The sequence below is a fragment of the Lacihabitans lacunae genome (assembly GCF_042649125.1).
In the GTDB taxonomy this organism is placed as follows: domain Bacteria; phylum Bacteroidota; class Bacteroidia; order Cytophagales; family Spirosomataceae; genus Leadbetterella; species Leadbetterella lacunae.
In genome coordinates this window covers 4223367-4245799 of the sequence record NZ_JBHRYQ010000001.1, presented here as the reverse complement: position 1 = coordinate 4245799, position 22433 = coordinate 4223367, and the positions used below count along the sequence as shown (strand labels likewise).

The following is a 22433-nucleotide window of genomic DNA, read 5'->3' as shown; positions in this document are numbered from 1 at the left end:
CAACCTTTTAATATTCAACCTTTTCAAAAAAATGAAACGTATAACTTCAATTCTAATCTTGTGTCTTTTGACACAAAGCGTTTGGGCTCAAAAAGAGTTTAAACCGGCGTTTATTAAATCAAAAATGGAGCAAGTTACCGCTTGGCAACTTGCAAATCCATTGCACCATCCTACTGACTGGACAAACGGGGCATTCTATGCAGGCGTAACGGCCGCTTACGAAACCACCCAAAAGCAGTGGATACTTGATTCACTGATGGCTTTGGGTGAAAGAACCAATTGGAAACCTGGCCATAGATACGACCATGCGGACGACATCGCCATCAGCCAGACTTATGTGGATATTTACAGAATAAAAAAAGACGAGAGCTTTATTAAACCCACTTGGGATACCTTAATCAAAATTCAGTTTTGGCCAGGAAAAGAGATAGCAAACCACGGCATTTCGTGGTGGTGGTGCGACGCCCTTTTTATGGGACCTCCCACTTTTGCCAAAATTGCCAAAGAAACAGGTGATGCATCTTTTTTGGCAACCAATGATAAGTTTTTTAAGGAATGTTACGATTTGCTTTATAACCAAGACGAGCACTTGTTTGCAAGAGACGCATCGTATCTTATGGACAAAAACGGCAACCAAAAACTTGAGGCAAACGGCAAAAAGATTTTTTGGAGCAGAGGAAATGGCTGGGTAATGGGCGGCTTAGTGAGACTTCTAAATGAGCTACCGAAAGATTATCCCCAGCGTGGTTTTTATGAGACTCTTTTTAAAGAAATGTCTGCTAGTTTGGCTAAACTTCAACAGGCAGATGGCCTTTGGCGATCAAGTTTGCTTGACCCACAGGCATATCCAGGCGGAGAGGCTTCAGGTTCTGGTTTTGATATCTATGCTTTAGCGTGGGGCGTAAACACGGGTTTACTTCCAAAAAAAGAATATCTACCTGTAATCAAAAAAGGTTGGAAAGGCTTAAATACGCTTGTGCAAGCAAACGGAAAAGTGGGTTGGGTACAGCCAATTGGTGCCGATCCAAGAAGGAATTTTGACAAAGACAGCTACGAAGTTTTTGGTAGCGGAGCTTACCTGTTAGCTGGCTCAGAAGTGATAAAATTAAAAAAATAACAAAAATGCGATTTTTGAAAACTTTTGGTTTTGTTCTTTGTCTTTTACCAGCAATGGCATTCGCCAAAAATAAAATTACAGTAGCCAAAGATGGAAGTGGAGATTTCACTTCCATCCAAAAGGCAATAGAGAGTTTTGTGCCTACCAAAGAAAAATACAAGACTATTTATATCAAAAATGGAACTTACAACGAAAAACTCTTTATCGATGAAGCTCGTCATCACTTGGTTTTAGAAGGACAAAGTGCCCAAGGCGTGGTGATTACCTTTACGCAAGCACGCGATATTTGGCGATGTGAAAACCCTAACGATTATGGAGCCGCTACAGTAAACGTGATGGCGTCAGATGTGATATTTAAAAACCTAACGATTCTAAATGACTACGGTTTTATTGCAAAAGGCGATGAAGTAATCTCTTGTCCAAACGAAGCAGGAAAGTCCAGTACCTCCACAATTCAAAACTATGCACTTCCGAGAGAAAAAGGCGAAAAAGATGGAGAGAAAATAGTACGAAAAGACGGCCACCAATTTGCCTTTAGATCTATGCCGGGAGCCACGAGACTTCAGTTTTTAGGATGTGTTTTTAGATCAGGCGGCGGAGATACCGTAAGCCCTTGGGACGTAGATGGCGGACTTTATTATTTCAAAGACTGTATCATAGAAGGTCATGTAGATTTGTATTGCCCACGTGGCAATGCCCTCATCGAAGATTCAAAATTCATTTGTCATAACCTTTCTGCTGCAATCTGGCACGACGGTTCAGCGAAAGAGTCGGACAAAACGGTTTTAAAAAACTGCTCATTTGAAGGAAAAGAAGGATTCAAACTGGGAAGATACCACCGCGAAGCTCAAATGTATTTGTTTGATTGTCATTTCTCAAAAGAAATGGCAGACGCTCCCATCTATCAGTCTGGCGATAGAAAACTGGAGTGGGGACACCGTGTTTTTTATAAAAACTGCAAAAGAGAAGGTCAAGACTTTGCTTGGTTTAAAGACAACACCACCGCTAAAAGCTCAGACTTTACATTCAAAAAAATGTTTGGTAAAGCTTGGTAAAAAACTACTGTCAAACGGGTAAATAAAATAGAAAATTTATCATTAGATCGCCCTGCACTGTTTGAGCACTGTTAAAATTCTTTTGGGAAGTATATTTTTATTAGAACCTTGACAATAAGAATTTTAATTGTGCGAGTTTGCAGGGTGCAGTTTTTTTTGCTCCGTTTTTTTTCGAAAAAAAATGGAGGCCCCGCTGGCAAGCGACCCAGTTAATGAAAGGGGGGGTGGTTTTCAAAATGTTTAAAAAATGGCTTCAATGGTAGGTTTAAGCTATGTTTTCTTTAAAAATAAAATTTGCCCGTTTGACAGTAGTAAAAAACCAATTTGACTTACTCAAAATTAGACATAAAGAAAGGAGCCATGTAAAACCACAGGCTCCTTTTCTAATTTCAATCTATATTTAAAAAACGTTCTTAAGCCGAATCTCGATTAATCAGGTAGAAATCATTTTTCTCACTTATTTTCAGTTTGTTTAGGAGCACTTCTCCCGCTCTTTTTCCCATGGCCTCAAAATCAGTCGTGATAACTGTAACGCCTAGCACTTCTTTCAAAGTGGTGTCATTAAATGAAATCAAACCAATATCTGAACCTAGTTTAAGGCCTTTCTCTTTACTGAATTTTATGACAGAGGCAAGGTCATTGTCTTCTATAACTACATACAAGGTCTTATTTTCAAAACCTCGAAGTGCGTCATTAGCCGAAGTAGACACAGCAGATGTAATGTTATTGAATGCACAAAATGTTCTGAACCCTTGAGCTATTTCTTTCGGATAATTTTCATTTGCCGGAAAAATAAACTCCAACTTTTCGTATCTATTTAGGATATCTAAGTTTTGTTCGAAAACATTGAAAATGTCTTTCTCAAAATCCTGATAAATAGTAGGAACATCTTCAAAACCTGCTATTTTTTTATCCAAAAGAATCAATTCATTCTTCGGAATTTTATTCAGTATTCGCTGAATGCTCTCTGGCTGATATTCATTTCTGAAATGTGGCATCACGATGTAGTAATTATAGTTACCTATGTTTTTTTCGATGATGTCATCAAAAGCCTCTAAATCATAATTGTGAATATGCAAATCTACCTTGGCATCACTGCCGAGTTTTTCTAACAACGAATAGTAGATTATCTTTTTATAAGAGCTCATTTTGTTCATCACAAAAAGAACCTTCGTTTTTTGCTCTTTTACTGACTTTACAAAAAAGCCTTTCCCGTGCACAGACTCTATGTAACCTAATATTTTGAGTTCACGGTATGCCTTTTCTACGGTATCACGCGAAAGCAAATATTCGATACTTAACTCGGTGATTGACATCAACTGGTCATTTTTGGTATAATAGCCACGCTCTATGTCCTTAATTACCGATTTTACAATCTGTTTATATTTAGGCGTTTTGTCTTTCTGGTTAATTTGAAGTGAACTTAGCTGACTATGAGCTTTGTCTTTCAAACCCCCTTTTTCTTCATTATGTGAGTTTATATACATCTTTTTTTTTAGTTAGAATTGGTTGAAAGAAATCAAAAAAACAAAATAAAAAATTCATTTTGTCCAATAAATTTAAATTTAATATTCTAAAAAAAGGCAGTAAGCATCTTAAATATTTACGCAATCGTTACCGAATAATAATAAACATGTCAATCTTACACAAATGCATAAAAAAAACACCTAACTGTGCAGGACTTTCATCTTTTAGAAAATGTATATATTTACACATTCAACCTTAATAAATAATGAGCAAACTCGCTTTTAAAATGAAACTTAATCCTGGCCAAGAACAGGAATACAAAAAAAGACACGATGAGATATGGCCCGAACTGGTTGCCTTACTCAAGTCGCACGGCATATCTGACTATTCCATTTTTTTCGATGAAAAAACGCTAGACCTGTTTGGGGTGCTGACCGTAGAATCACCCGCTGAAATGGATAAATTGCCCCATACAGAAATTATGAAAAAATGGTGGGCGTACATGAAAGATATCATGGAATCAAACCCTGACAACTCGCCCGTGAGCATTCCGTTAAAAGAAGTATTTTACATGCCTTAATCTATCTAATTTAATATGTTAAAAAATATAACACTCGCAGTTCTGACGCTAGGGAGCACTATAGTCTATGCTCAAAAAAACGTAACTAATGCTAACGACAGCAACACCCCGCTTCACCTTATTAAGCCCGATTATCCGGTTCCTTACGGTATACCGAAAACCGAAAACGTAAAAGCCTCGATGGATAGAGTTTTTAATTATTTAAATGCCGTTACCCCAGCTGGCTTTATGGATGCTGAGACCAATGAGCCTTTAACTGATTTATCTAAAATAAACAGTAAAACTACCCTCCAAAAAAGCGATTACCGATTGGTTAGCTATGAATGGGGCGTGACTTACGGTGCTATGCTAGCTTTAGAAAAAGCAACGGGAGAAGACAAATACAAAAAATATACCACCGATAGACTCAAGTTTATAGCCAATGCGGCTCCATATTTCAAAAAAACATCGGAGGCAAACGAAAACTGGGCTACCTTAGGACCGTTAAGAGGTTTACTTAATCCCAAAGCTCTCGACGACTGCGGAGCCATGTGTACGGCCATACTAAAAACTAAAATGGCGGGTGAAACCTTAGAAGCCAAAATGCTGATTGATACGCACATTGACTATATCATGAAAAAAGAGCACCGCCTAAAAGATGGGACTTTGGCCAGAATGCGACCACAAGCAGACGCCCTGTGGCTCGATGACATGTTTATGGGTGTACCCGCAATTGCCAATATGGGCAAATACACCGGAAATAAAATGTATTACGACGAAGCCGTAAAGCAAATTCAGCTGTTTCACAGTAAAATGTTTAACAAAGAAAAAGGCCTTTATATGCACGGCTGGATAGAAGGCATGAAGGAGCATCCGCAGTTTCACTGGGGAAGAGCAAACGGCTGGGCTATTCTGACCAAAGTAGAAGTATTGGATGTGTTGCCACTGAATCACCCCGGCAGGCCGATAGTCATGAAGATGCTGCAAGAGCACATCAGAGGGCTGATAAAATATCAATCTGGCTCTGGATTTTGGCACCAACTGCTCGACAAAGAGGACTCTTATCTTGAAACCTCCGCAACGGCCATTTACACCTACTGTATCGCTCATGCTATTAACCAAGGCTGGATAGACAAAATGGCGTATTCGCCTACTGCAATTTTAGGATGGAATGCGGTTTCCACCAAAATAAACGAAAAAGGTCAAGTGGAAGGCACTTGCGTAGGAACCGGCATGGCCTTTGACCCTGCGTTTTATTATCACAGACCTATCAGCCCTTTTGCTGCCCATGGCTACGGACCTACCCTATTAGCAGGTGCTGAAATATTGAACTTGCTCAATAACAATACCTTCGAAATAAACGACAGCTCAGTGCAGCTTAAGAAATGAGGTTTTTGTATACTGAATTTTGAATGCTGAATGGTGAATGCTGAATGGTTAATGTTAAATGCTGGATTTTGAATGCAGGATTGATAATAGTTGATGGTTGATGATGAATGTGGAATACTTACACTTAAATCTTGGCGATTAGGGGCTTATAACTATTTTGAACCTTATTTTCCACTTAAAGTACTTTTGATTTTCCCCATAAAAAAACATGCTTCTTTTTGAAAAGCATGTTTTTTTTATCCTCAATTTCGGAGACTTTTTAACCGTTTAGGGTAACTTGGTAGATGTCGTACCAGTCTTCCCTGCTGAGTTTTATGGTAGATGCACTTGCTACGTTTTTAATTCTTTCTTCAGAAAGTGACCCGATGATTGGCAAAGTACCCAATTGCATTAACCAAGCCACAGCAGTTTGCTCGATATTAGCATCGTATTTTTTGCATATATTAGCCAATTTGGCGTTCAATACTTTCGCTTTTCCTTCTTTTCCTTCTAAGATTTCGCCGCCTGCCAAGGGAGACCAAGCCAATGGCTTAGAAAACTGCTGCTTAATGAAATCCAAACGGCCATCTACCAAAGCCGAGATATTCATCAAATTCATCTCTATATGATTGGTAACTATAGGTTTAGACAAATAAGAAGCAAGTAACTGATGTTGAAAAACCGTAAAATTAGCCACACCTATATGATTCACTTTCCCGCTATTAACAGCCTCCGCTAGTGCCATGGCAGTTTGCTCAGGGTCAGCCAAAAAATCGCTTTGGTTTAATAAAAATATATCTAAATAATCAGTCTTTAGGTTTCTAAGCGACTGCTCAATGCTACTTAATATATATTTCGGAGAATTATCAAATATCTCTTTTCCTGTATCTGATTTTCTGATGCCACATTTGCTAAAAAGAACCAAGTCCTCACGCTTTATTGCTGAGTTAGCTATAATATTCCCGAAATGGCTTTCTATGGTTCCGCCACCGTAAATATCGGCATGGTCAAAGGTGTTTATACCAAGGTCTAGGCAAAGATTGATTACTTTTTCTAGTTTTGAATGCGTTTCTGTTCCAAAATCTTCCCAACGCCAAAAGCCATAAATAGCTTCGCTTACCTTGGGACCACTATCACTTAATAATACCTTTTTCATATTCTTGCATTGTTTTAAAGTACAAAGATAGATTCTTGCCTTTGGAAAAGAAAGTCAGCACTTAATTTGATTAAATATAAATTCATTTTCATTCTATAAAATTAAGCCAGGCCTATACATGATAATTCCTGCATCGAAAGCTCGACGCAGGAATCCGAATTTAACCCTATAAACCATTATGATTTCATTTTTGGAGGGAAAAAGTTTTTACTTCACCACGAAGCTCCCTTTTCCGATTTTGAATCCTTCAGAAAACAACTCTACGTCATATTTCCCTGATTTGAAAGATTGCTCTTTTTTGTAGTACATGTCTACTTGTTGGTCATTGTTGGTATACGCCACTTTTTGTTTCACACTGTACCCAAGCTCTTGATTGGCATACTTAAGTGTTCCACCTTTGGCCATATCGTTAAGAACTGCTCCGTCCGGATCCATTATTCTCATATAAACCTCTTTGTTGTCTTGTGACGCAAGTGGGTTTGAAGGCAATATGTAAGACACTTTCAGTTGATCTACTCTTCTATTTTTCAACTCACCTTCTTTCTCTTTTCCTCTTGAAGTCAAACCAACTACTTGTACATTTACCGCTTTAAGTGCCGATCCTACGGTTACTTTTTTCTTTAAGTCTTCGTTTTGAGTACTAACCTCCGTTACTTTAGTTTTCAAAGAGTCTTTTTGAACCGAAAGCGTTTGGTTTTTAGTAATCACTTCTGCTTTTTCTTCTTGCAGCGTTAAGTTCTGAGATGTCAACATACCGTTTTCTTCTCTTAGTTTAACCAATTCCGCTTCTTTTTCAGCTAGGAAAGTTTCGTATTCTTTTATTTTAGCCTCATATTTTTTTGCAGAAAAACTACTCCCGTTTCTAAGATTTTTCTTATCTATTTCTAATTGAGTCTTGATTTTCTCTAGTTCTGCTATGCTTCCACCTAATGCTTGTACTTCAGCGATTTTCTCATCTAATGCTACTGAGATGGAATCTAACTTTGTTTTGGTTACAGACAGCTCATCTACTTTCGAAGAAAGCATTTTTTGAAGTTCTGTGTTTTCGTTTTTAGATCCATAATATAAGTATCCCAATAAAGCGATAGCCGCTAAAAGTACTACAATACCTATTTTAAGTGTGTTTTGATTATTTGGTGAGTGACCTGTTTCCATATTTCTATTTGATTTATTTTGATTTATGCTACAAAACTATTTGCACATACTTAAATCAAAATTAAACCCACATTAAATTACCCTTAAAATTGCTTTAGGGAAACAGAAGCTCGAATGAATTGCCACTTTCGGTTGAAGAAACACTAATTTTCCCTTCGTGCATATTAATAATTTGCTTAACTATCGCCAATCCTACCCCATGACCAGACTTGCCTTTGGCGGTAGCATTTACTCTATAGAATGGTTGAAACAAATTTTCCATTTCCTTTTTTGGTATATGCTCACCATTGTTATTGAAATACACTCTTTTCTTATGATCGCTAAAATCTAATATCACCTCTGATGACTGGTCTGAAGAAAACTTGCAGGCATTGTCAATTAAATTTTTGAAAGCAACCTTAAGTGCATCTGCATTGGCCATAAGCATAAAGTCCTCCTCCTCGGAGCCTTCGCCCACCATCTTTGCTTTTATTTTATAATCTGGATTCCATTTTTTCACATCACTGATTGCCTCCCACAGTACCTCGTCTAGGCGAGTGGCCTCCATGGGCAGCTTTGAATCGTTTGATATCACGTGTGCCAATTGCAAAATATCTTGCGTCAGTTGATTTAACTTCAGACTATCCGCTCTGAGAGACAGCAGCTTTTCGTGCAACTCTGGATTGTCCTTGTATTTCATTTCTAAGAGTTCTATTTGTGTAAAAATCTTAGTTAATGGATTCTTGATTTCATGCGATATATTAGCCACGAACATTTTTTGGGTATGAATAGAAGACTCCACACGGTCGAGTAGCTTGTTAATAGTATCTGCCAGTTTACCAATCTCATCTTCGAAATTGCTATGATCTACACGTTTACCCAAGTTTTTAGGAAAAATCTCATCGAGCTGGTCTATAATATAAGTAATAGGGCCCAATGCCTTTTGGGCAAAATACCAACCCAGCAGGCCAATCAGCAGCAAGGCCACCAAAGCCAATACGAGCAGGATATTTTTAAGATCACGAAGTGCCTCAATGCTGGTTTTGTCTAAAGCACTCACAAACACCCAATACTCCTGTTTTTGGTTAGGAATCCGGAGTGCGGCCATGCGATAACCATTGATAGTCAAATAATTGATATTATTTTTCTTATCTAGTTTTTTAAGAAATTCTCTATGAAAATCTTCTTTGGTAATATCTGTTGTAAATAAAAACAGATTCCGATCTGTCTCATAAATAGAAACCACCTCGCCTACTAGGTACTCTTTGTCTGTATTGTCCACTATCTTAAGGATGGTGTCGTCTGTGGCTTGAAAATCAAAGAAAAGTGTGGCAGTGGTAACCGCACGATCTTGAAGGCGTTTGAAAAAACGCTTTTCTAAATATAAATCACTAAAAAAGTAAATACTCAGACCAAAAAACAAAAACAAAACACTCACTGACAATAAAAACTGTAGCGTAAGTCGGCCTCTAATACTTAACTTTTTAAACATTTAATCTATTTCTTATTCTAAAAAAAACGAGCGTTAGTCTTTTAATACATACCCCATTCCAATCTGCGTATGCAAGAGTTTTTTCTCGAAGTCTTTATCTATTTTTTTTCGGAGAAAATTAACATAAACTTCAATCACGTTAGTGCCCGTATCAAAAGTCACGTCCCATATTTTTTCGGCTAATTCTACCTTTGAAACCACCCTACCTTTGTTTCTAAGAAAAAACTCAAGCAGGTTAAACTCTTTTGCAGTCAGTGTAATTTCGGTTTCGCCTCTTTTGACTTGTTTGGTATCTATATTTAGTTCTAAATCTGCAATTTTTAGCACATTAGCCGTAGAAATACTTCCTCCCTTACGGCGGGTAAGTGCCCTAACGCGAGCCATCAAAACCGAAAACTCAAAGGGCTTTGGAAGGTAATCGTCGGCACCGGCATCTAAACCAGTCACAATATCGTCTGAAGTGCTCAGAGCCGTCAGCAGCAGTATGGGTGCATTGATATTTTGTTCTCTAATTTTTCTGCACATTTGAAGTCCATTTAGTTCGGGCAAAATAATGTCAGAGATTATCAAATCATAATGATTTCGCTGGGCTAGGGTTAGCCCCATAAGGCCGTCATAGGCAATATCTACCTCCAAATCATGCTCTTCGAGACCTTGTTTAATTAGGTTTAAGGTTTTCACTTCGTCTTCCACTAGAAGGATTTTCATTCTGTTTGGCTTTTAATTAAAGGGGTAATAAACTTTCGTGGTTTGGTTTTTTTCCAAAAACTCAAACGTTATAATGGCTCTAATAATTATAAAAGTACGATGTTTTATAACAAAAGGCTTAATCACAAAAACTTTTTTTGATTGAAATGCTTTTAGCTAATAGTCTTACTTTAAAAATCAAAGACTTATATTTATTTTTTAATTATTTAATTCAACCTATATCAAAATGAAAAAAAACTTATTCGCTTTTATTCTTCTCCTCATCTCCTTTAGTGTTTCGGCCCAAAAAGACCTGTATGAAATGCGAGTGTATGAACTCAAATTTGGTACTCCTGCTGCTGGTTTACATAACTATTTAGAGAAAGCACTGTTCCCTGCTTTAAACCGTGCGGGCGTAAAAAACATCGGGGCTTTTGAAGAATGGAGCCAAAACCAACCGGGCAAAATTTACGTCTTGATACCGTATGGCAGCATGGCCGCTTATGAAAAAATAAACAGCGGACTTAGCTCTGATAAAACATTTGCAGAAGCCTCGGCAGAATACAACCAAATACCGCAAGATAAAGCTCCCTTCGTAAGATACGAAACTTCTCTTTTCACGGCTTTTAGTGGGATTCCACAAATTCAAAAACCAGCAGCTGGCTCCATGGTGTTTGAACTAAGAACTTACGAGGGTTATTCTGAGGATGCGTTTACTAGAAAAGTAAAAATGTTTAACCAAGGTGAGCTGGATATTTTCAAAGAAACTGGACTTCACTCTGTGTTTTTTGGAGAAAAAATAGCGGGGCCGCAAATGCCTTGTTTGACCTACATGTTAGGTTTCAAAGATATGGAAGAGCGTGACGCCAATTGGAAAAAATTTGTGGATCATCCGGAATGGAAAAGAATTTCGAAACTTCCTGAATATGCAAATACAGTTTCTAACATATACCGTACATTTTTAAAGCCTTTGACGTATTCGCAGTTATAAAAAACATTGTCATTAGATTTCTAAAAAAAGGTACTTAATCGTGCCTTTTTTTATACCAAATACTCATTGCATACTACCATCTGAGGCCTAAAAACGGCTGATTGCATAAAAGGTTTAATAAATTAATCCTTTTCGGTATTTTTACACACATGAATATCCTTAAAAAAATATCAATCCTCTGTCTGCTCTGTGGCTTCTTGGTGAAAACCTATGGGCAAAAAGACGGTTTTTTTAAGAATTTCTATATCGAGCAAGGCCTTCCGAGCGATAAAATACAAGGAGTTACCCAAGACAGCGAAGGGTTTATTTGGCTTGGCACAAACAACGGTCTCGTGAGATTTGACGGTTACGAATTCAGAACCTATCAAAGCTTAACCAATACCAAAGAAAGCCTTTCAAGCGACAACGTACTACAAATAGAACCCGACACACCGGGGAACCTTTGGGTAGGTCATTATGAAGCAGGCGTTGACTATTTTAACTCCAAAACAGGAAAGGTGATATTTAGTTTAAACAGCGAATCACAACTCCCAAACGATAGAGTCAGCCACCTATGGCACGAAAAAGAAAAAAACCGTTTGTGGATTTGCACCTCCAGAAACATGTTTGTTTGGTACGACAAATCAGCTAAAAAAGTAATAAAGAAAACACCTAAAAGCCACCCAAATAACCTGAAGGCTTTGCCTGCCACCAATACCATTTATGATATTTTTAGAAGCCCAAATAACAAAGACCAATATTGGTTGGCCACAAATGACGGCCTTGCTCTTTACGACGAAAAAACAAACCTTATCAGGTATTATTATTTTGAAAACGGCAGGTCGGGCTACAACACCAATGATAGACTGAGAGGAATTGTTTGGTTGGAAAATAAACTATGGATTGGCGTGCGTGGCGGCGATGGTTTGATTTCGTTTGATCCCAAAACCGAAATAGTAGAAAGTTTTCCTTTTCAAACAAATTCTGAAAATAGTAACTTGGTAATAGCTACTTCCAAAAAAAACATGCATGAGATATGGATTGGTACCATTGGGCATGGTTTGGGTGTGTTTAACACACAGACCAAAAAATATAATTTTTACCAACACAACCCTGTGTCAAAATCGAGTATAGCCCCGGGAAGCGTATATAAGGTTTTTACAGACAAAAAGCAGAACACTTGGATAGTTACCAACAAAGGTTTGTCTCTTTTTTCTCCAGAAAACCAAAACTTCCCTTTAACAAAACTCCCCGAAAACAACACCGAAATAGAGAAAGCACTCACGTTTACTGACGATGCACAAAACCTCTACATTGGCTTGTCAAAGGCAAATGGTTTACTAGTTTTCAATAAAAAAACACAGAAATACAAAACCATTCCGTTTGACAGAAAAACACCTCGATCAGCAAATATATTACGATTTGCACGAGACAATGCCGGTAATTTTTGGATGAGTTCGTCGGGTTATTTGTATAAATATTTCACTAAAACAGAAAAACTAGAAGCTGTAAAACTGCCAAAGGGATTTGAAAACATACTGATTCATAGCATTTACCACGATAAAGACGACAATCTATATCTTGGAACACGCATTAGCGGCTTGTACAAATGGAATCTAAAAACAAACGCCACAGACTCGCTTTTAAAAGAACACGGCGGTTTGGTTCACAATAGATTTATTCATGAAATTTTGCTAGACACCAAAGATAGGCTATGGATTAGTACAGAAAAAGGCATCAGTGCGATAGACCGAAAGAGTTTTAAGGTCATAAAAAACTTCGGAAGCGAATATGGCCTAAATGTGATTTACCGCTTGGCTTTGGACAAAACTGGCATGCTGTGGGCAAGCACTGAAAACAAAGGCGTGGTATCAATAAACACCAATACCCTAGACCTCGGCAAAACCATTACAAAAGCTGACGGCCTACCCACAAACGCCATTCAACACTTGGCGATTGACAAAAACGATGACCTTTGGATAGCCACACAGCAAGGGCTCTGCAGATTCTCTAAAAAAGACCAAGACTTTCAAATTTTTACTTACAAAAACGGTTTGCCCGAAAACCACCTTGAGGCAAGTTTAAACTCCCTTTCGGATGGCAAAATGATACAAGGCTTTGATGAAGGGTTTAGTATTTTTGACCCTGACAAAATCATCAAATCTAACCTTGTTACCCAACCCAAAATCGTAAACTTTAGCGTATTTAATAACGATATACCCTTAAACACGGAATTGCGACTAGAGCCCAATCAAAACTTTATAGAAATTACGTTTTCTGGTTTAGATTTTGGGAATGCCCAAAACATAAAATACAGCTACAAGCTCTCTGGAGTAGATGAAAAATGGGTTTATCCTAAAAAACTGAGGTCGGTTTCTTATAATAACCTCGAACCTGGCCTGTATAATTTCCAAGTTCGCTCTTCGTTTATAGGCACTCAAAACTGGTCTGAGCCTACATCCTTGACGTTTTTTATCAAAGCTCCGTTTTACAAAACCATTTGGTTTATATTGCTCATGGCTGCCATCTTGGCCTTGATGGTCTATTATTTTTATAAATCAAAAATAGACCAAGTAAAAAAAGAAGAACGGATGCAAGCCACCTTAAATAAGCAGTTGCTGACCACCGAACTAAGAGCCCTCAGGAGCCAAATGAACCCACACTTTCTGTATAATTGCATAAACTCCATTAAGTTTTATATCATAAAAAATGAACCTGAACAAGCCTCCACGTATTTAAATAAATTTTCGAAACTCATCCGGAAGTTTTTGACCAACTCACAGTTTGAGTTTATTAGTTTAGAAGAAGAGCTACACACCCTAGAGCTATACTTAGAAATGGAGAAATTGAGATTTGGAGACAAAATGAGTTTTGAAATAAACGTAGATCCAAATATTGAAATCAGCTTTATAAAAGTGCCTACTATGCTTATTCAACCTTTTTTAGAAAACGCGATATGGCACGGTATTATGCAAAAAAACGAATCAGACGGGCTTTTAAAACTCGACATAATAGAAATAGACCCCGACCACCTAAAAATAAGCATTAAAGACAATGGCGTAGGTAGAAAAAAAGCAGCTGAACTGAAGTCAAAATCGCTCAATAAAAACAAGTCGATGGGAATGAATATGACACTGGCACGAGTAGCACATTTGAACGAGATGAACCAAACCGAAATTGAGATAAAAACTATTGATCATCTAGACGAAAACACAAATGAACCCACAGGTACCGAAGTGGTGATTTACCTTAAAATATTGCCTATAAACAACTAACGAAATGATAAAAACCGTAATACTCGACGACGAACTTCATAGCACTGAAACATTGGGTTTCTTTTTGTCAAAAAAATGCCCCGAAATAGAGCTCCTCAAGAGTTTTAATGACCCTGTGGCCGCCAAAGAATTCCTGATTGCCACGCCGATTGACTTGCTGATATTAGACATAGAAATGCCACGTCTAAACGGTTTCGAACTCTTGAAAGCCCTGCAACCATTTGACTTTGAAGTCATATTTCTGACCGCTTACAATGAGTTTGCCTTGAAGGCTTTCCGGTACAGTGCATTTGACTATTTCCTAAAGCCATTAGACGAAATGGAACTTGCGGCATCCTTGAATAGGTTGGGAGCAAAAAAACGTGATATACAGTCAGAAGACAGGTTAAAGTACCTTTTGGAGATAATGCAGCCGACTGAGCAAAAACCAAAAAAAATAGCTTTGCCTACCATGGAGGGCTACGAGTTTGTGGAGCTGAACCACATCATAAGGTTTGAATCGGACAGCAACTATGTTAAGATTTTTATGGATAACAAAAAGTCGCTCGTGATCTGTAAAACACTCAAAGAGATAGAAGAATCGCTCAAAGAAAGCAACTTTTTGAGAATTCACAATTCGCATTTGGTAAACTTAGATTTTGTAGAAAAATATTTAAAAACTGGCGGTGGAGCATTGCTCACCAAAGATGGCTACGAAGTACCCATTTCTCGACTTCGGAAAGATTTTACGCTTTCTAAACTCAATATCAAAAACAAATAAAGAAACCAAGTTCTCAATAAAAACAGAAATCCACACAGCAAACTGAACCATCTACTCAGTACCAAAAACTCTTGCCTTTATTTCGTATAACTTCGTCTATTATCAAGTAACTATCACACATTTGGACACCTAATTTTCCATTAAATAAAATTCTAATTCTTTTGTTTTAAGAACCTCTAAAAGAAAGGAAATAATATTCTAATTTTAATTACTAAATATCAAACCTCATGAAAAATATACTTTTAAGTATCTTATTATTAGCGAGTTTCCATTTCACTTCAGCCCAAATCTGGAACCCCAAAGATGTGGCAAAAAGAAAAGCAGAAAATAAGGTCAATCAGAAAATGGATGAAAGTATTGACAAGGCACTCGACGGCCTGTTTAGTCCAAAGAAAAAAGACAAAAATACATCAAAGTCTGAATCAGAAGAAAGTACCGAAACCAACGCTCAGCCGGATGTAAGTGGGTTTTTGAAAGGCTTAAATATGGGTGGCACTCCCAAAGCAAGTTATGCCTTTGGCTCATCAATGACCATGAAAGTCATCACTGAAAATGCCAAAACCAAAGAGAAATTTACCATGCGAATGAAATATATGTTTGGAAAAGATTTACAATCTGTAGGTGTGAAGTTTTTGGGCTCTGACAACCCAGATATGGCCAAAGCCTCAGGCAGTATGGATGCCATGATAATGGATTTTGAGCAGCAAAAGATGTTTACATTTTTAAACTCAAACGGTCAAAAATCAGTGATGGGCATGGGCTTTAAAAATGACCCAATAGCGGATATGGCAGAAAAAGATAGTGAGAAAATGACCATCACCAAAACTGGACAAACCAAAACTATAGCAGGTTACAAATGTGACGGCTACCAAGTAAAAACCGATAAAGACAAAGAGAATGTGATTATGTGGATTAGTCAAAACAAAGTGGGCGAAATGGCCCAAATGGCAGCTAAAATGTCACAAGGCGGATCTCCTTTTGGAATGAAAGCTTCACAAAAAAACTATATGGCATACAATGCCCACCCAGAACTGGCTAAAATGGCCAAAGAAGGCCGCATGGTATTGGGTTACACCGCTGTTGGCGACAAAGGCGAAACCATGGAAATGGAGTTTGAAGACCTAAAACCATCTGACAATATTAATTTTAGCTCTGCTGGGTACAAATCTATGTTTTGATACTTTCTCAGCTTTAAGCCATGAAACTTAAACTTCAGCTTACTTTCATATTTTTATTTGCATCTTATATTATTCAAAGTTAATTATGTTTTGCCATGGAAGTTAGCCCTACTTTACCTCTTGAAAAAGAACTTTTACCGCTTTTTACCGAAAAAGCCCCTTTTCAAATTCCAGCCGAATGGAAAGAACTAATTGCTAAATATGGCCCTTGGCTGATGGTCATTTTCTTGCCGCTGAGCCTTATTGCTATGGGCCTGGGTACTTTTGCGGGTTTGATCTCCATGTTTAGTTTTGATTTTTTGGGTGCTTTGGCAATCTCCATTTCATTGCTTTCTATTTTAATAAGTATTTTGGCAATCAAAGCCCTTATTGACCGAAAAAGACGAGGGTGGGAGTTTTCGTATTACAGTTTCCTACTATCGCTTTTGTCGAGTATTGTTAGCTTTCATATACTCTCATTTATCATAGGTTTTTTGATAGGTGGTTTCTTTTTATTTCAAATCAGAGAAAAATATTATTTATGATTTTTTGAACTCTATACCTAACTCAGTGGTTTGATGTATAAACATTAATTATACATACATGAGTTTAATAGAAGATTTGAATTGGAGATACGCCACCAAAAAAATGAACGGTGAAACTGTATCTCAAGAAAAAGTGGATTACATTTTAGAAGCTGCTTGGTTAGCACCTTCCTCGTCTGGCCTACAGCCATTTGAGATTTTCGTTATTACAAGTCCCGAATTAAAAGCACAAATTCAACCGATAGCATTTGGTCAAAGCCAAATAGTAGACGGTTCGCACCTGTTGGTATTTGCGGCTTGGGACAAGTACACCGAAGAAAGAATAAACGAGGTATTTAGCAGAATGAACGCCGAAAGAGGCCTTCCTGATAGTGCAACAGACGATTATCGTAAAAACTTGATTGGCATGTTGACTCCAATGTCAGCAGAGCAAAATTTTGCACATGCAGCAAAACAAGCGTACATCTCTTTAGGACTAGCAATGGCAGCAGCAGCTGAACAAAAAGTAGACGCTACACCGATGGAAGGATTTAATGCAGCAGAATTAGACAAGCTTTTAAATCTTTCTGAAAAAGGATTAAGAAGTACGGCGATATTGCCTTTGGGATATAGAGACACAGCAAACGACTGGTTGGCAAACCTTAAAAAGGTAAGAACACCAAAGGATAAATTCCTGAATTTTATTGACTAATTAAGTCCAAAAAGATTTCATTTAATCCCCTTTGACCAAAATCGAAGGGGATTTTTTATGCATTTTTCCCAAAAAACTAATCCCTAATTTTAAGGTATTTGAAACAGAAAGTTCTTAAATTTGAGTTAAAGCTAGACAAAGCGATTTTAAAATCTTTTTTAAAATTTAAACAAAATTTAAGCAACAAAACCATGAAGAAACTCTTACTTATACTCGCATTAATTTCCCCCGGGTTGCTTTTCGCCCAAACTTATGCGGAACTTTTGGGGTATCCAAAAAACGCAAAAGTGCTTATTTTACACATTGACGATGTAGGAATGTCTTTCGACTCAAATAAAGGTGCCATAGAGGCCATGGAAAACGGCGTGGCAACTTCACTAAGCATGATGATGCCCTGCCCGTGGATTCCGGGATTTTTTAAATACCTAAAAACACACCCAAATATAGACGCAGGCCTACACTTAACCTTAACTTCAGAATGGGACAATTACAGGTGGGGACCACTGAGTGGTAAACCTAAAGTACCCGGCCTTGTAGACACTGAAGGAGCCATGTGGGACAATGTGGCCGGAACCGTAAAAAATGCTACCCCAGATGAAATAGAGATAGAAATACGGGCACAACTAGAACGCTCGCGGGCCATGGGATGGGAACCTACCCACCTCGATAGCCACATGGGTACACTGTTTGCGACTCAAGGATTTTTGGAACGCTACCTAAAAGTAGGCATGGAAGAAAAAATACCTGTGATGTTTCCGGGTGGGCACAATACCATGATAAGCGAGACCACAGCAAGTACAGGATTAACACCTCAAATAACCACAGCAATAGGCAAACAACTTTGGAATGCGGGTTTGCCAGTACTTGACGACCTCCACAATGTCTCCTACGGTTGGGATTGCCCAGAAGGCAAAACGTGCACAGACAAAGAGATTCGAGCTTTTAAAACCAAAAAATATATAGAAACTATAGAAAAACTAAAGCCTGGCTTAACAATGGTAATTATGCATTGCACATGGCCAAGCGACATATTTGGCGAAATATCTGGCTCTGGCACTACCCGAAAAGGCGACATGCTTGCTATGACAGACCCTATTTTTAAAGCATATTTAGAAAAAAACAACATCGTATTGACCACTTGGAGAGAAGCTAAAAACAGAAGAAACCAATTAAATAAATAATACTATGAAACATATAATTAAACTCTTATTATCCGGGATATTGCTATTGAGTTTTGGTAACTCGCAGGCACAAAACATAGAAAAACAAATAAAAGAAGCCACCATTGCACTTCCTGAAGAACTGAGAGAAGGTGCTACCGTAATGGGATATGGAACAAATGGCGAATTGAGCATTATCAAAAAAGGTACCAACGACCAGATTTGCTTAGCAGACGACCCTACCAAAAAAGGTTTTCAAGTTTCATGTTACCACAAAGACCTGGAGCCATTTATGGCCCGCGGAAGAGAACTTCAAAAAGAAAAGAAAACCAACCAAGAGATATTTGACATAAGAGAAAGTGAGGCCAAGTCTGGTAAACTTGAAATGCCCAAAAATGCCTCCACGCTACATATTTTTTATGGAGAAAATGCCGAAAAAGGAAACTACAGATATGTGGTTTATATCCCTTGGGCTACTCCCGAAACCACCGGACTCCCACTTAAGCCAATGGTGAGCGGTGGCCCGTGGATAATGGACCCAGGTACTCACAGAGCACATATAATGATCAGCCCACCAAACTCAAATTAATAACAAATGACCTTAGCTCAGGCACAATCCACCGTAGACGAGTGGATAAACACCGTAGGTGTTCGATATTTTAATGAACTCACCAACACCGCCATACTGATGGAAGAAGTGGGCGAAGTGGCCCGAATTATGGCACGAAGGTACGGAGAACAGTCCGAAAAAGAATCTGATAAAAACAAAGACCTCGGCGATGAGCTCTCTGACGTACTGTTTGTGCTTATATGTTTGGCTAACCAAACAGGCATAAACCTGAGCGAAGCCTTTGCTGATAATTTGGCTAAAAAAACAAAAAGAGATTTTGAAAGACATAAAAACAATGAAAAGCTATTTTAAATGTCTTAATTTTGAAAGCAATAAAAATAAACCATGTTTCAGATTCTAAAAAACGCTTTTTCTTCGCTTCAAAAAAAATGGCCTTTGGTGGTCTTAATCTATGCTGTAAGCTTTGTATTGGCATTTGTGGTGGCTCGTCCATTTTATGTTACCATCCTCAATGAAGCCAACAACTCCATTGCATTAGAGCAGCTACTCCCTAAGTTTGACTTCATGATTTTTAGTGATTTCATGATTCAATCAGGAAAAGCATTTAGGCCATTTTTGCCTTTAATCATGATTTTAGGCGTAGTTTATATGGCTATCCAGGTGTTTTTTGCAGGTGGAATAATCGGAGAGGCAAAAGCCTATTCTGAAAAGTTTGACCTCAATAGGTTTTGGGCAAATTCAAGTAAAAACTTCTTCAAATACGCACTTTTCTTGATTTTTCAGTTGATATTCCTGTTGTGTTTAATCGCATTTTCGGGTATGTTCTTCTTTATTTTTGCGTCTATTGGCGAAGGCGGTAACGAGAAAGACTATTTCTTTGCCATGCTCCCTCCTATTTTGATCCTCTTGTTTTTTATCAGTTTTGTAATAGTTTTAGGCGACTACGCCCGCAGCATGATTTTCGAAGATGATAACCTTAAGCCTTGGCCGGCATTTTGGAAAAGCTTTGGCTATATTTTCAAAAACATGAAGACCCTCGTTTTATTTTATTTTATCATACTTACTGGCGGTCTTTTTAGTCTTTTGTATTTGCTTCTCGAAAACGCTTTCGGAATGACCTCTGGCTTTAGTATTTTTATAGTTTTCATTTTTCAACAAATACTTTCATTTATTCGTACGTTTCTAAAAGTTTTGAGTCAATATATTACTATTCCATTTTTAGAAAAATATCCTGCCCCTGTGCGACGCATTGCCCCAACAGAAAACTTTGACGACGAAAATATTGTTGAAGAGCTATAAAAGAAAATTATGGAAGCAGAAATAGTTAACAAAGTAGCATCAAGCGGTCTCATCAGTTTAGACTTGGAAGATTATTTCCATCCGGGAGAACGTGTACAATATGACCTGAAAGACAATCTTTTTATGGAGTTAATTTTGAAAGAGAAAGACTTCAGGGAATTTTTGAAAAATCACGATTGGTCCGTTTATAAAGATAAAAATGTGTCCGTAATCTGCTCAGCCGATGCCATTATTCCAACATGGGCCTATATGCTTTTGGCCATTTATTTAGAGCCATTTGCACACATGGTGGTTTTCGGAAACTTCGAAGACCTCGAAAAAAAACTATACGAGGAAGCTTTAAAAAACTTAAACTTAGAGCAATTCAAAGGACAAAGAGTAGTGGTAAAAGGATGCAGCAATGCACAAATACCCACTTCGGTTTATGTAGAAATCACACGCTTGCTTAAACCAATAGTGAAAAGCCTCATGTTTGGTGAGCCGTGTAGTACGGTTCCACTATTTAAAAATAAATCTATCTAAAGTGCCACCAATTTTTGATATAAAAAATATCTTCTTTTCTGTTTTTGGCTACGACATGAGCCACCTAGAATTTTGGGCTACACTGACTGGGGCTTACGCCGTTTGGCTATCGTACAAAGAAAACGTTTGGTCTTGGGTGGTGGGTTTGTCAAGTGTATCATTGGCATTTATTCTATTTTATCAGATTCAGCTATATCCAGATATGCTTTTACAGGTGTTTTTCTTTATCACAAACATCATAGGTTTTTGGTCATGGAAGTTCCCGAAAGAAGTAGAAGCCAACCATAAAAAAGAGCTCAAAATATCTATGTTACCACTTAAAACCTCTGCCATTTTGATAGGTATAGGTTTGGTAGCTACTTTTTTACTCGGCACTTTTTCTAAAAATCTACATGAACTATTTCCTGCGATATTTAGCCTACCGAGTGCTTTTCCTTATACAGATTCATTCACTACAGTCATGAGCATTGTGGCTACTTTTATGTTGATACGAAAAAACGTGGAAGCGTGGTGGATGTGGCTCGTAATAGACATAATAAGTACGTATATGTATTTTGTAAAAGACGTTAAACTGTATGCTTTGCTCTATCTAGGTTTTTGCATTATTGCGGTAGTGGGGGCTTTAGAATGGACCCGCAAGTGGAAACTTGAACGTACTGTTTCAGCCTAAATATACCTTACGGATATATCTCAAAAACCGCTCGGGTTGGTCCACGTATTTGCCTGACTCAATAAACTTTAAGTCTGGATTTTCTTCACTTTCGATGAGGTTTTCTTTTATCAAAATATTTTTCAAATGTCGGGCAGTCCCTTCATTTCCATCCAAAGGAATGAGCGTAGGGAAGTTTTCAGAGATAAACTTTTCGAAATATGTAAAGTGGGTACATCCCAAAACGATGTAGTGATATTTTTCTAAATCAAAATTAGAGAATTCTTCTTTGAGATAATTTAAAACTTCAGCCCCTTCAAAAATCTCTTTTTCGGCAAACTCTACTAAACCCGGCAGCGGCAGCTTGTCTACCAAGTGGCTGATATCTAGCGTATCTAAGAGTTTATTAAATCTTACTGACCTAAGTGTAACAGGGGTGGCACAGGCCAATATACGTTTATTATCGGCATTGTTATCAAAAGCTAGTTTAACAGCAGGCTGAATGGCCACAATGGGGAAGTCATACTTAGCTCTCAGGTATTCTATAGCTACATTTGTGGCGGTGTTGCAAGCTATCACAATGGCTTTACAGCCTTCTTCTCTCAAAAAAACTACTGCTTCTTCTACAAAACCCTTAATCTCTTCGTCTGTTTTATAGGAATAAGGCACATTTTTAGAATCGGCATAATACAGAAAACTCTCGTTTGGTAAAGTTTGCATTAAAGCCTTTAACAATGTAAGTCCTCCTATACCCGAATCAAAAACGCCTATCATAACGAAAATTTAAGTCTATAAAATG

General features: G+C 37.8%; 22 protein-coding genes. 16 read left to right on the top strand and 6 right to left on the bottom strand.

Annotated elements, in window-relative coordinates; all coding sequences use genetic code 11:
* Positions 1–31: 31 nt before the first annotated feature.
* Both ACFOOI_RS18240 and ACFOOI_RS18235 read left to right on the top strand, forming a co-directional pair.
* Entirely contained in the window at positions 32–1117 is a 1086-nt protein-coding gene (locus ACFOOI_RS18240) for a glycoside hydrolase family 88/105 protein (protein WP_379839490.1), read from the top strand.
* A gap of 5 nt (positions 1118–1122) precedes the next feature.
* Positions 1123–2172, top strand: coding sequence for a pectinesterase family protein (locus ACFOOI_RS18235; RefSeq protein WP_379839489.1), 1050 nt, complete (start codon positions 1123–1125; stop codon positions 2170–2172).
* A gap of 413 nt (positions 2173–2585) precedes the next feature.
* On the opposite strand, the gene ACFOOI_RS18230 is transcribed toward ACFOOI_RS18235, so the two are convergent.
* Complete coding sequence (locus ACFOOI_RS18230) at positions 2586–3659, bottom strand: GntR family transcriptional regulator (protein WP_379839488.1); 1074 nt, start codon at positions 3657–3659, stop codon at positions 2586–2588.
* Positions 3660–3904: 245 nt separating this feature from the next.
* Between ACFOOI_RS18230 and rhaM the strand changes: the two genes are divergently transcribed.
* Positions 3905–4219, top strand: a complete 315-nt coding sequence (gene rhaM / locus ACFOOI_RS18225) for an L-rhamnose mutarotase (RefSeq protein ID WP_379839487.1) — start codon at positions 3905–3907, stop codon at positions 4217–4219.
* A gap of 15 nt (positions 4220–4234) precedes the next feature.
* Positions 4235–5587, top strand: coding sequence for a glycoside hydrolase family 88/105 protein (locus ACFOOI_RS18220; RefSeq protein WP_379839486.1), 1353 nt, complete (start codon positions 4235–4237; stop codon positions 5585–5587).
* A 259-nt stretch (positions 5588–5846) separates the two neighbouring features.
* Here ACFOOI_RS18220 and ACFOOI_RS18215 read toward each other — a convergent pair whose 3' ends face one another.
* The 4 genes from ACFOOI_RS18215 to ACFOOI_RS18200 all read right to left on the bottom strand — a co-directional run bounded on the left by ACFOOI_RS18215 (position 5847) and on the right by ACFOOI_RS18200 (position 10056).
* The gene (locus ACFOOI_RS18215; RefSeq protein ID WP_379839485.1) at positions 5847–6722 is read right to left on the bottom strand and encodes an aldo/keto reductase; all 876 of its coding nucleotides are present in this window, start codon (positions 6720–6722) and stop codon (positions 5847–5849) included.
* 207 nt (positions 6723–6929) lie between these two features.
* A complete protein-coding gene (locus ACFOOI_RS18210) occupies positions 6930–7877 on the bottom strand; it encodes a hypothetical protein (protein ID WP_379839484.1) in 948 nt (315 codons plus the stop codon).
* A gap of 94 nt (positions 7878–7971) precedes the next feature.
* Complete coding sequence (locus tag ACFOOI_RS18205) at positions 7972–9348, bottom strand: HAMP domain-containing sensor histidine kinase (RefSeq protein ID WP_379839483.1); 1377 nt, start codon at positions 9346–9348, stop codon at positions 7972–7974.
* Between the two features lie 33 nt (positions 9349–9381).
* Positions 9382–10056 carry a response regulator transcription factor gene (locus ACFOOI_RS18200; protein WP_379839482.1) on the bottom strand — a complete coding sequence of 225 codons (675 nt, stop codon included), beginning with the start codon at positions 10054–10056 and terminating at the stop codon, positions 9382–9384.
* Positions 10057–10282: 226 nt separating this feature from the next.
* On the opposite strand from ACFOOI_RS18200, the gene ACFOOI_RS18195 reads away from it, so the two are divergent.
* The 12 genes from ACFOOI_RS18195 to pnuC all read left to right on the top strand — a co-directional run bounded on the left by ACFOOI_RS18195 (position 10283) and on the right by pnuC (position 21655).
* Positions 10283–11026, top strand: a complete 744-nt coding sequence (locus ACFOOI_RS18195) for an NIPSNAP family protein (protein ID WP_379839481.1) — start codon at positions 10283–10285, stop codon at positions 11024–11026.
* Positions 11027–11175: 149 nt separating this feature from the next.
* The gene (locus ACFOOI_RS18190; RefSeq protein ID WP_379839480.1) at positions 11176–14280 is read left to right on the top strand and encodes a ligand-binding sensor domain-containing protein; all 3105 of its coding nucleotides are present in this window, start codon (positions 11176–11178) and stop codon (positions 14278–14280) included.
* A gap of 4 nt (positions 14281–14284) precedes the next feature.
* On the top strand, positions 14285–15040 hold the full coding sequence (locus ACFOOI_RS18185) for a LytR/AlgR family response regulator transcription factor (protein ID WP_379839479.1): 756 nt from the start codon (positions 14285–14287) through the stop codon (positions 15038–15040).
* A 227-nt stretch (positions 15041–15267) separates the two neighbouring features.
* A complete protein-coding gene (locus tag ACFOOI_RS18180) occupies positions 15268–16218 on the top strand; it encodes a DUF4412 domain-containing protein (RefSeq protein WP_379839478.1) in 951 nt (316 codons plus the stop codon).
* 95 nt (positions 16219–16313) lie between these two features.
* Complete coding sequence (locus ACFOOI_RS18175; RefSeq protein ID WP_379839477.1) at positions 16314–16742, top strand: hypothetical protein; 429 nt, start codon at positions 16314–16316, stop codon at positions 16740–16742.
* Positions 16743–16800: 58 nt separating this feature from the next.
* A complete protein-coding gene (locus tag ACFOOI_RS18170) occupies positions 16801–17433 on the top strand; it encodes an NAD(P)H-dependent oxidoreductase (RefSeq protein WP_379839476.1) in 633 nt (210 codons plus the stop codon).
* A gap of 191 nt (positions 17434–17624) precedes the next feature.
* On the top strand, positions 17625–18614 hold the full coding sequence (locus ACFOOI_RS18165; RefSeq protein WP_379839475.1) for a polysaccharide deacetylase family protein: 990 nt from the start codon (positions 17625–17627) through the stop codon (positions 18612–18614).
* Between the two features lie 4 nt (positions 18615–18618).
* Complete coding sequence (locus ACFOOI_RS18160; RefSeq protein WP_379839474.1) at positions 18619–19182, top strand: hypothetical protein; 564 nt, start codon at positions 18619–18621, stop codon at positions 19180–19182.
* Between the two features lie 6 nt (positions 19183–19188).
* Positions 19189–19515 (top strand): nucleotide pyrophosphohydrolase, encoded by a 327-nt coding sequence (locus ACFOOI_RS18155; RefSeq protein ID WP_379839473.1) that lies wholly within the window; start codon positions 19189–19191, stop codon positions 19513–19515.
* A gap of 33 nt (positions 19516–19548) precedes the next feature.
* Positions 19549–20463 (top strand): hypothetical protein, encoded by a 915-nt coding sequence (locus tag ACFOOI_RS18150; RefSeq protein WP_379839472.1) that lies wholly within the window; start codon positions 19549–19551, stop codon positions 20461–20463.
* Positions 20464–20472: 9 nt separating this feature from the next.
* Complete coding sequence (locus tag ACFOOI_RS18145; RefSeq protein ID WP_379839471.1) at positions 20473–20985, top strand: DUF2480 family protein; 513 nt, start codon at positions 20473–20475, stop codon at positions 20983–20985.
* Between the two features lies 1 nt (position 20986).
* Entirely contained in the window at positions 20987–21655 is a 669-nt protein-coding gene (pnuC, locus tag ACFOOI_RS18140; RefSeq protein WP_379839470.1) for a nicotinamide riboside transporter PnuC, read from the top strand.
* Here pnuC and murI read toward each other — a convergent pair.
* A complete protein-coding gene (gene murI, locus ACFOOI_RS18135; RefSeq protein ID WP_379839469.1) occupies positions 21647–22408 on the bottom strand; it encodes a glutamate racemase in 762 nt (253 codons plus the stop codon). The genes pnuC and murI overlap by 9 nt on opposite strands.
* Positions 22409–22433: the final 25 nt, after the last annotated feature.

Bases quoted from the DNA above. Each gene is read 5' to 3' on its own strand.
- ACFOOI_RS18155 (WP_379839473.1), top strand. From the start codon at position 19,189: ATGACCTTAGCTCAGGCACAATCCACCGTAGACGAGTGGATAAACACC.
- ACFOOI_RS18165 (WP_379839475.1), top strand. From the start codon at position 17,625: ATGAAGAAACTCTTACTTATACTCGCATTAATTTCCCCCGGGTTGCTT.
- ACFOOI_RS18175 (WP_379839477.1), top strand. From the start codon at position 16,314: ATGGAAGTTAGCCCTACTTTACCTCTTGAAAAAGAACTTTTACCGCTT.
- ACFOOI_RS18235 (WP_379839489.1), top strand. From the start codon at position 1,123: ATGCGATTTTTGAAAACTTTTGGTTTTGTTCTTTGTCTTTTACCAGCA.
- rhaM (WP_379839487.1), top strand. From the start codon at position 3,905: ATGAGCAAACTCGCTTTTAAAATGAAACTTAATCCTGGCCAAGAACAG.
- ACFOOI_RS18210 (WP_379839484.1), bottom strand. From the start codon at position 7,877: ATGGAAACAGGTCACTCACCAAATAATCAAAACACACTTAAAATAGGT.
- ACFOOI_RS18150 (WP_379839472.1), top strand. From the start codon at position 19,549: ATGTTTCAGATTCTAAAAAACGCTTTTTCTTCGCTTCAAAAAAAATGG.
- ACFOOI_RS18145 (WP_379839471.1), top strand. From the start codon at position 20,473: ATGGAAGCAGAAATAGTTAACAAAGTAGCATCAAGCGGTCTCATCAGT.
- ACFOOI_RS18205 (WP_379839483.1), bottom strand. From the start codon at position 9,348: ATGTTTAAAAAGTTAAGTATTAGAGGCCGACTTACGCTACAGTTTTTA.
- ACFOOI_RS18160 (WP_379839474.1), top strand. From the start codon at position 18,619: ATGAAACATATAATTAAACTCTTATTATCCGGGATATTGCTATTGAGT.
- ACFOOI_RS18180 (WP_379839478.1), top strand. From the start codon at position 15,268: ATGAAAAATATACTTTTAAGTATCTTATTATTAGCGAGTTTCCATTTC.
- ACFOOI_RS18215 (WP_379839485.1), bottom strand. From the start codon at position 6,722: ATGAAAAAGGTATTATTAAGTGATAGTGGTCCCAAGGTAAGCGAAGCT.
- ACFOOI_RS18220 (WP_379839486.1), top strand. From the start codon at position 4,235: ATGTTAAAAAATATAACACTCGCAGTTCTGACGCTAGGGAGCACTATA.
- ACFOOI_RS18170 (WP_379839476.1), top strand. From the start codon at position 16,801: ATGAGTTTAATAGAAGATTTGAATTGGAGATACGCCACCAAAAAAATG.
- ACFOOI_RS18240 (WP_379839490.1), top strand. From the start codon at position 32: ATGAAACGTATAACTTCAATTCTAATCTTGTGTCTTTTGACACAAAGC.
- ACFOOI_RS18190 (WP_379839480.1), top strand. From the start codon at position 11,176: ATGAATATCCTTAAAAAAATATCAATCCTCTGTCTGCTCTGTGGCTTC.
- murI (WP_379839469.1), bottom strand. From the start codon at position 22,408: ATGATAGGCGTTTTTGATTCGGGTATAGGAGGACTTACATTGTTAAAG.
- ACFOOI_RS18230 (WP_379839488.1), bottom strand. From the start codon at position 3,659: ATGTATATAAACTCACATAATGAAGAAAAAGGGGGTTTGAAAGACAAA.
- ACFOOI_RS18185 (WP_379839479.1), top strand. From the start codon at position 14,285: ATGATAAAAACCGTAATACTCGACGACGAACTTCATAGCACTGAAACA.
- ACFOOI_RS18195 (WP_379839481.1), top strand. From the start codon at position 10,283: ATGAAAAAAAACTTATTCGCTTTTATTCTTCTCCTCATCTCCTTTAGT.
- ACFOOI_RS18200 (WP_379839482.1), bottom strand. From the start codon at position 10,056: ATGAAAATCCTTCTAGTGGAAGACGAAGTGAAAACCTTAAACCTAATT.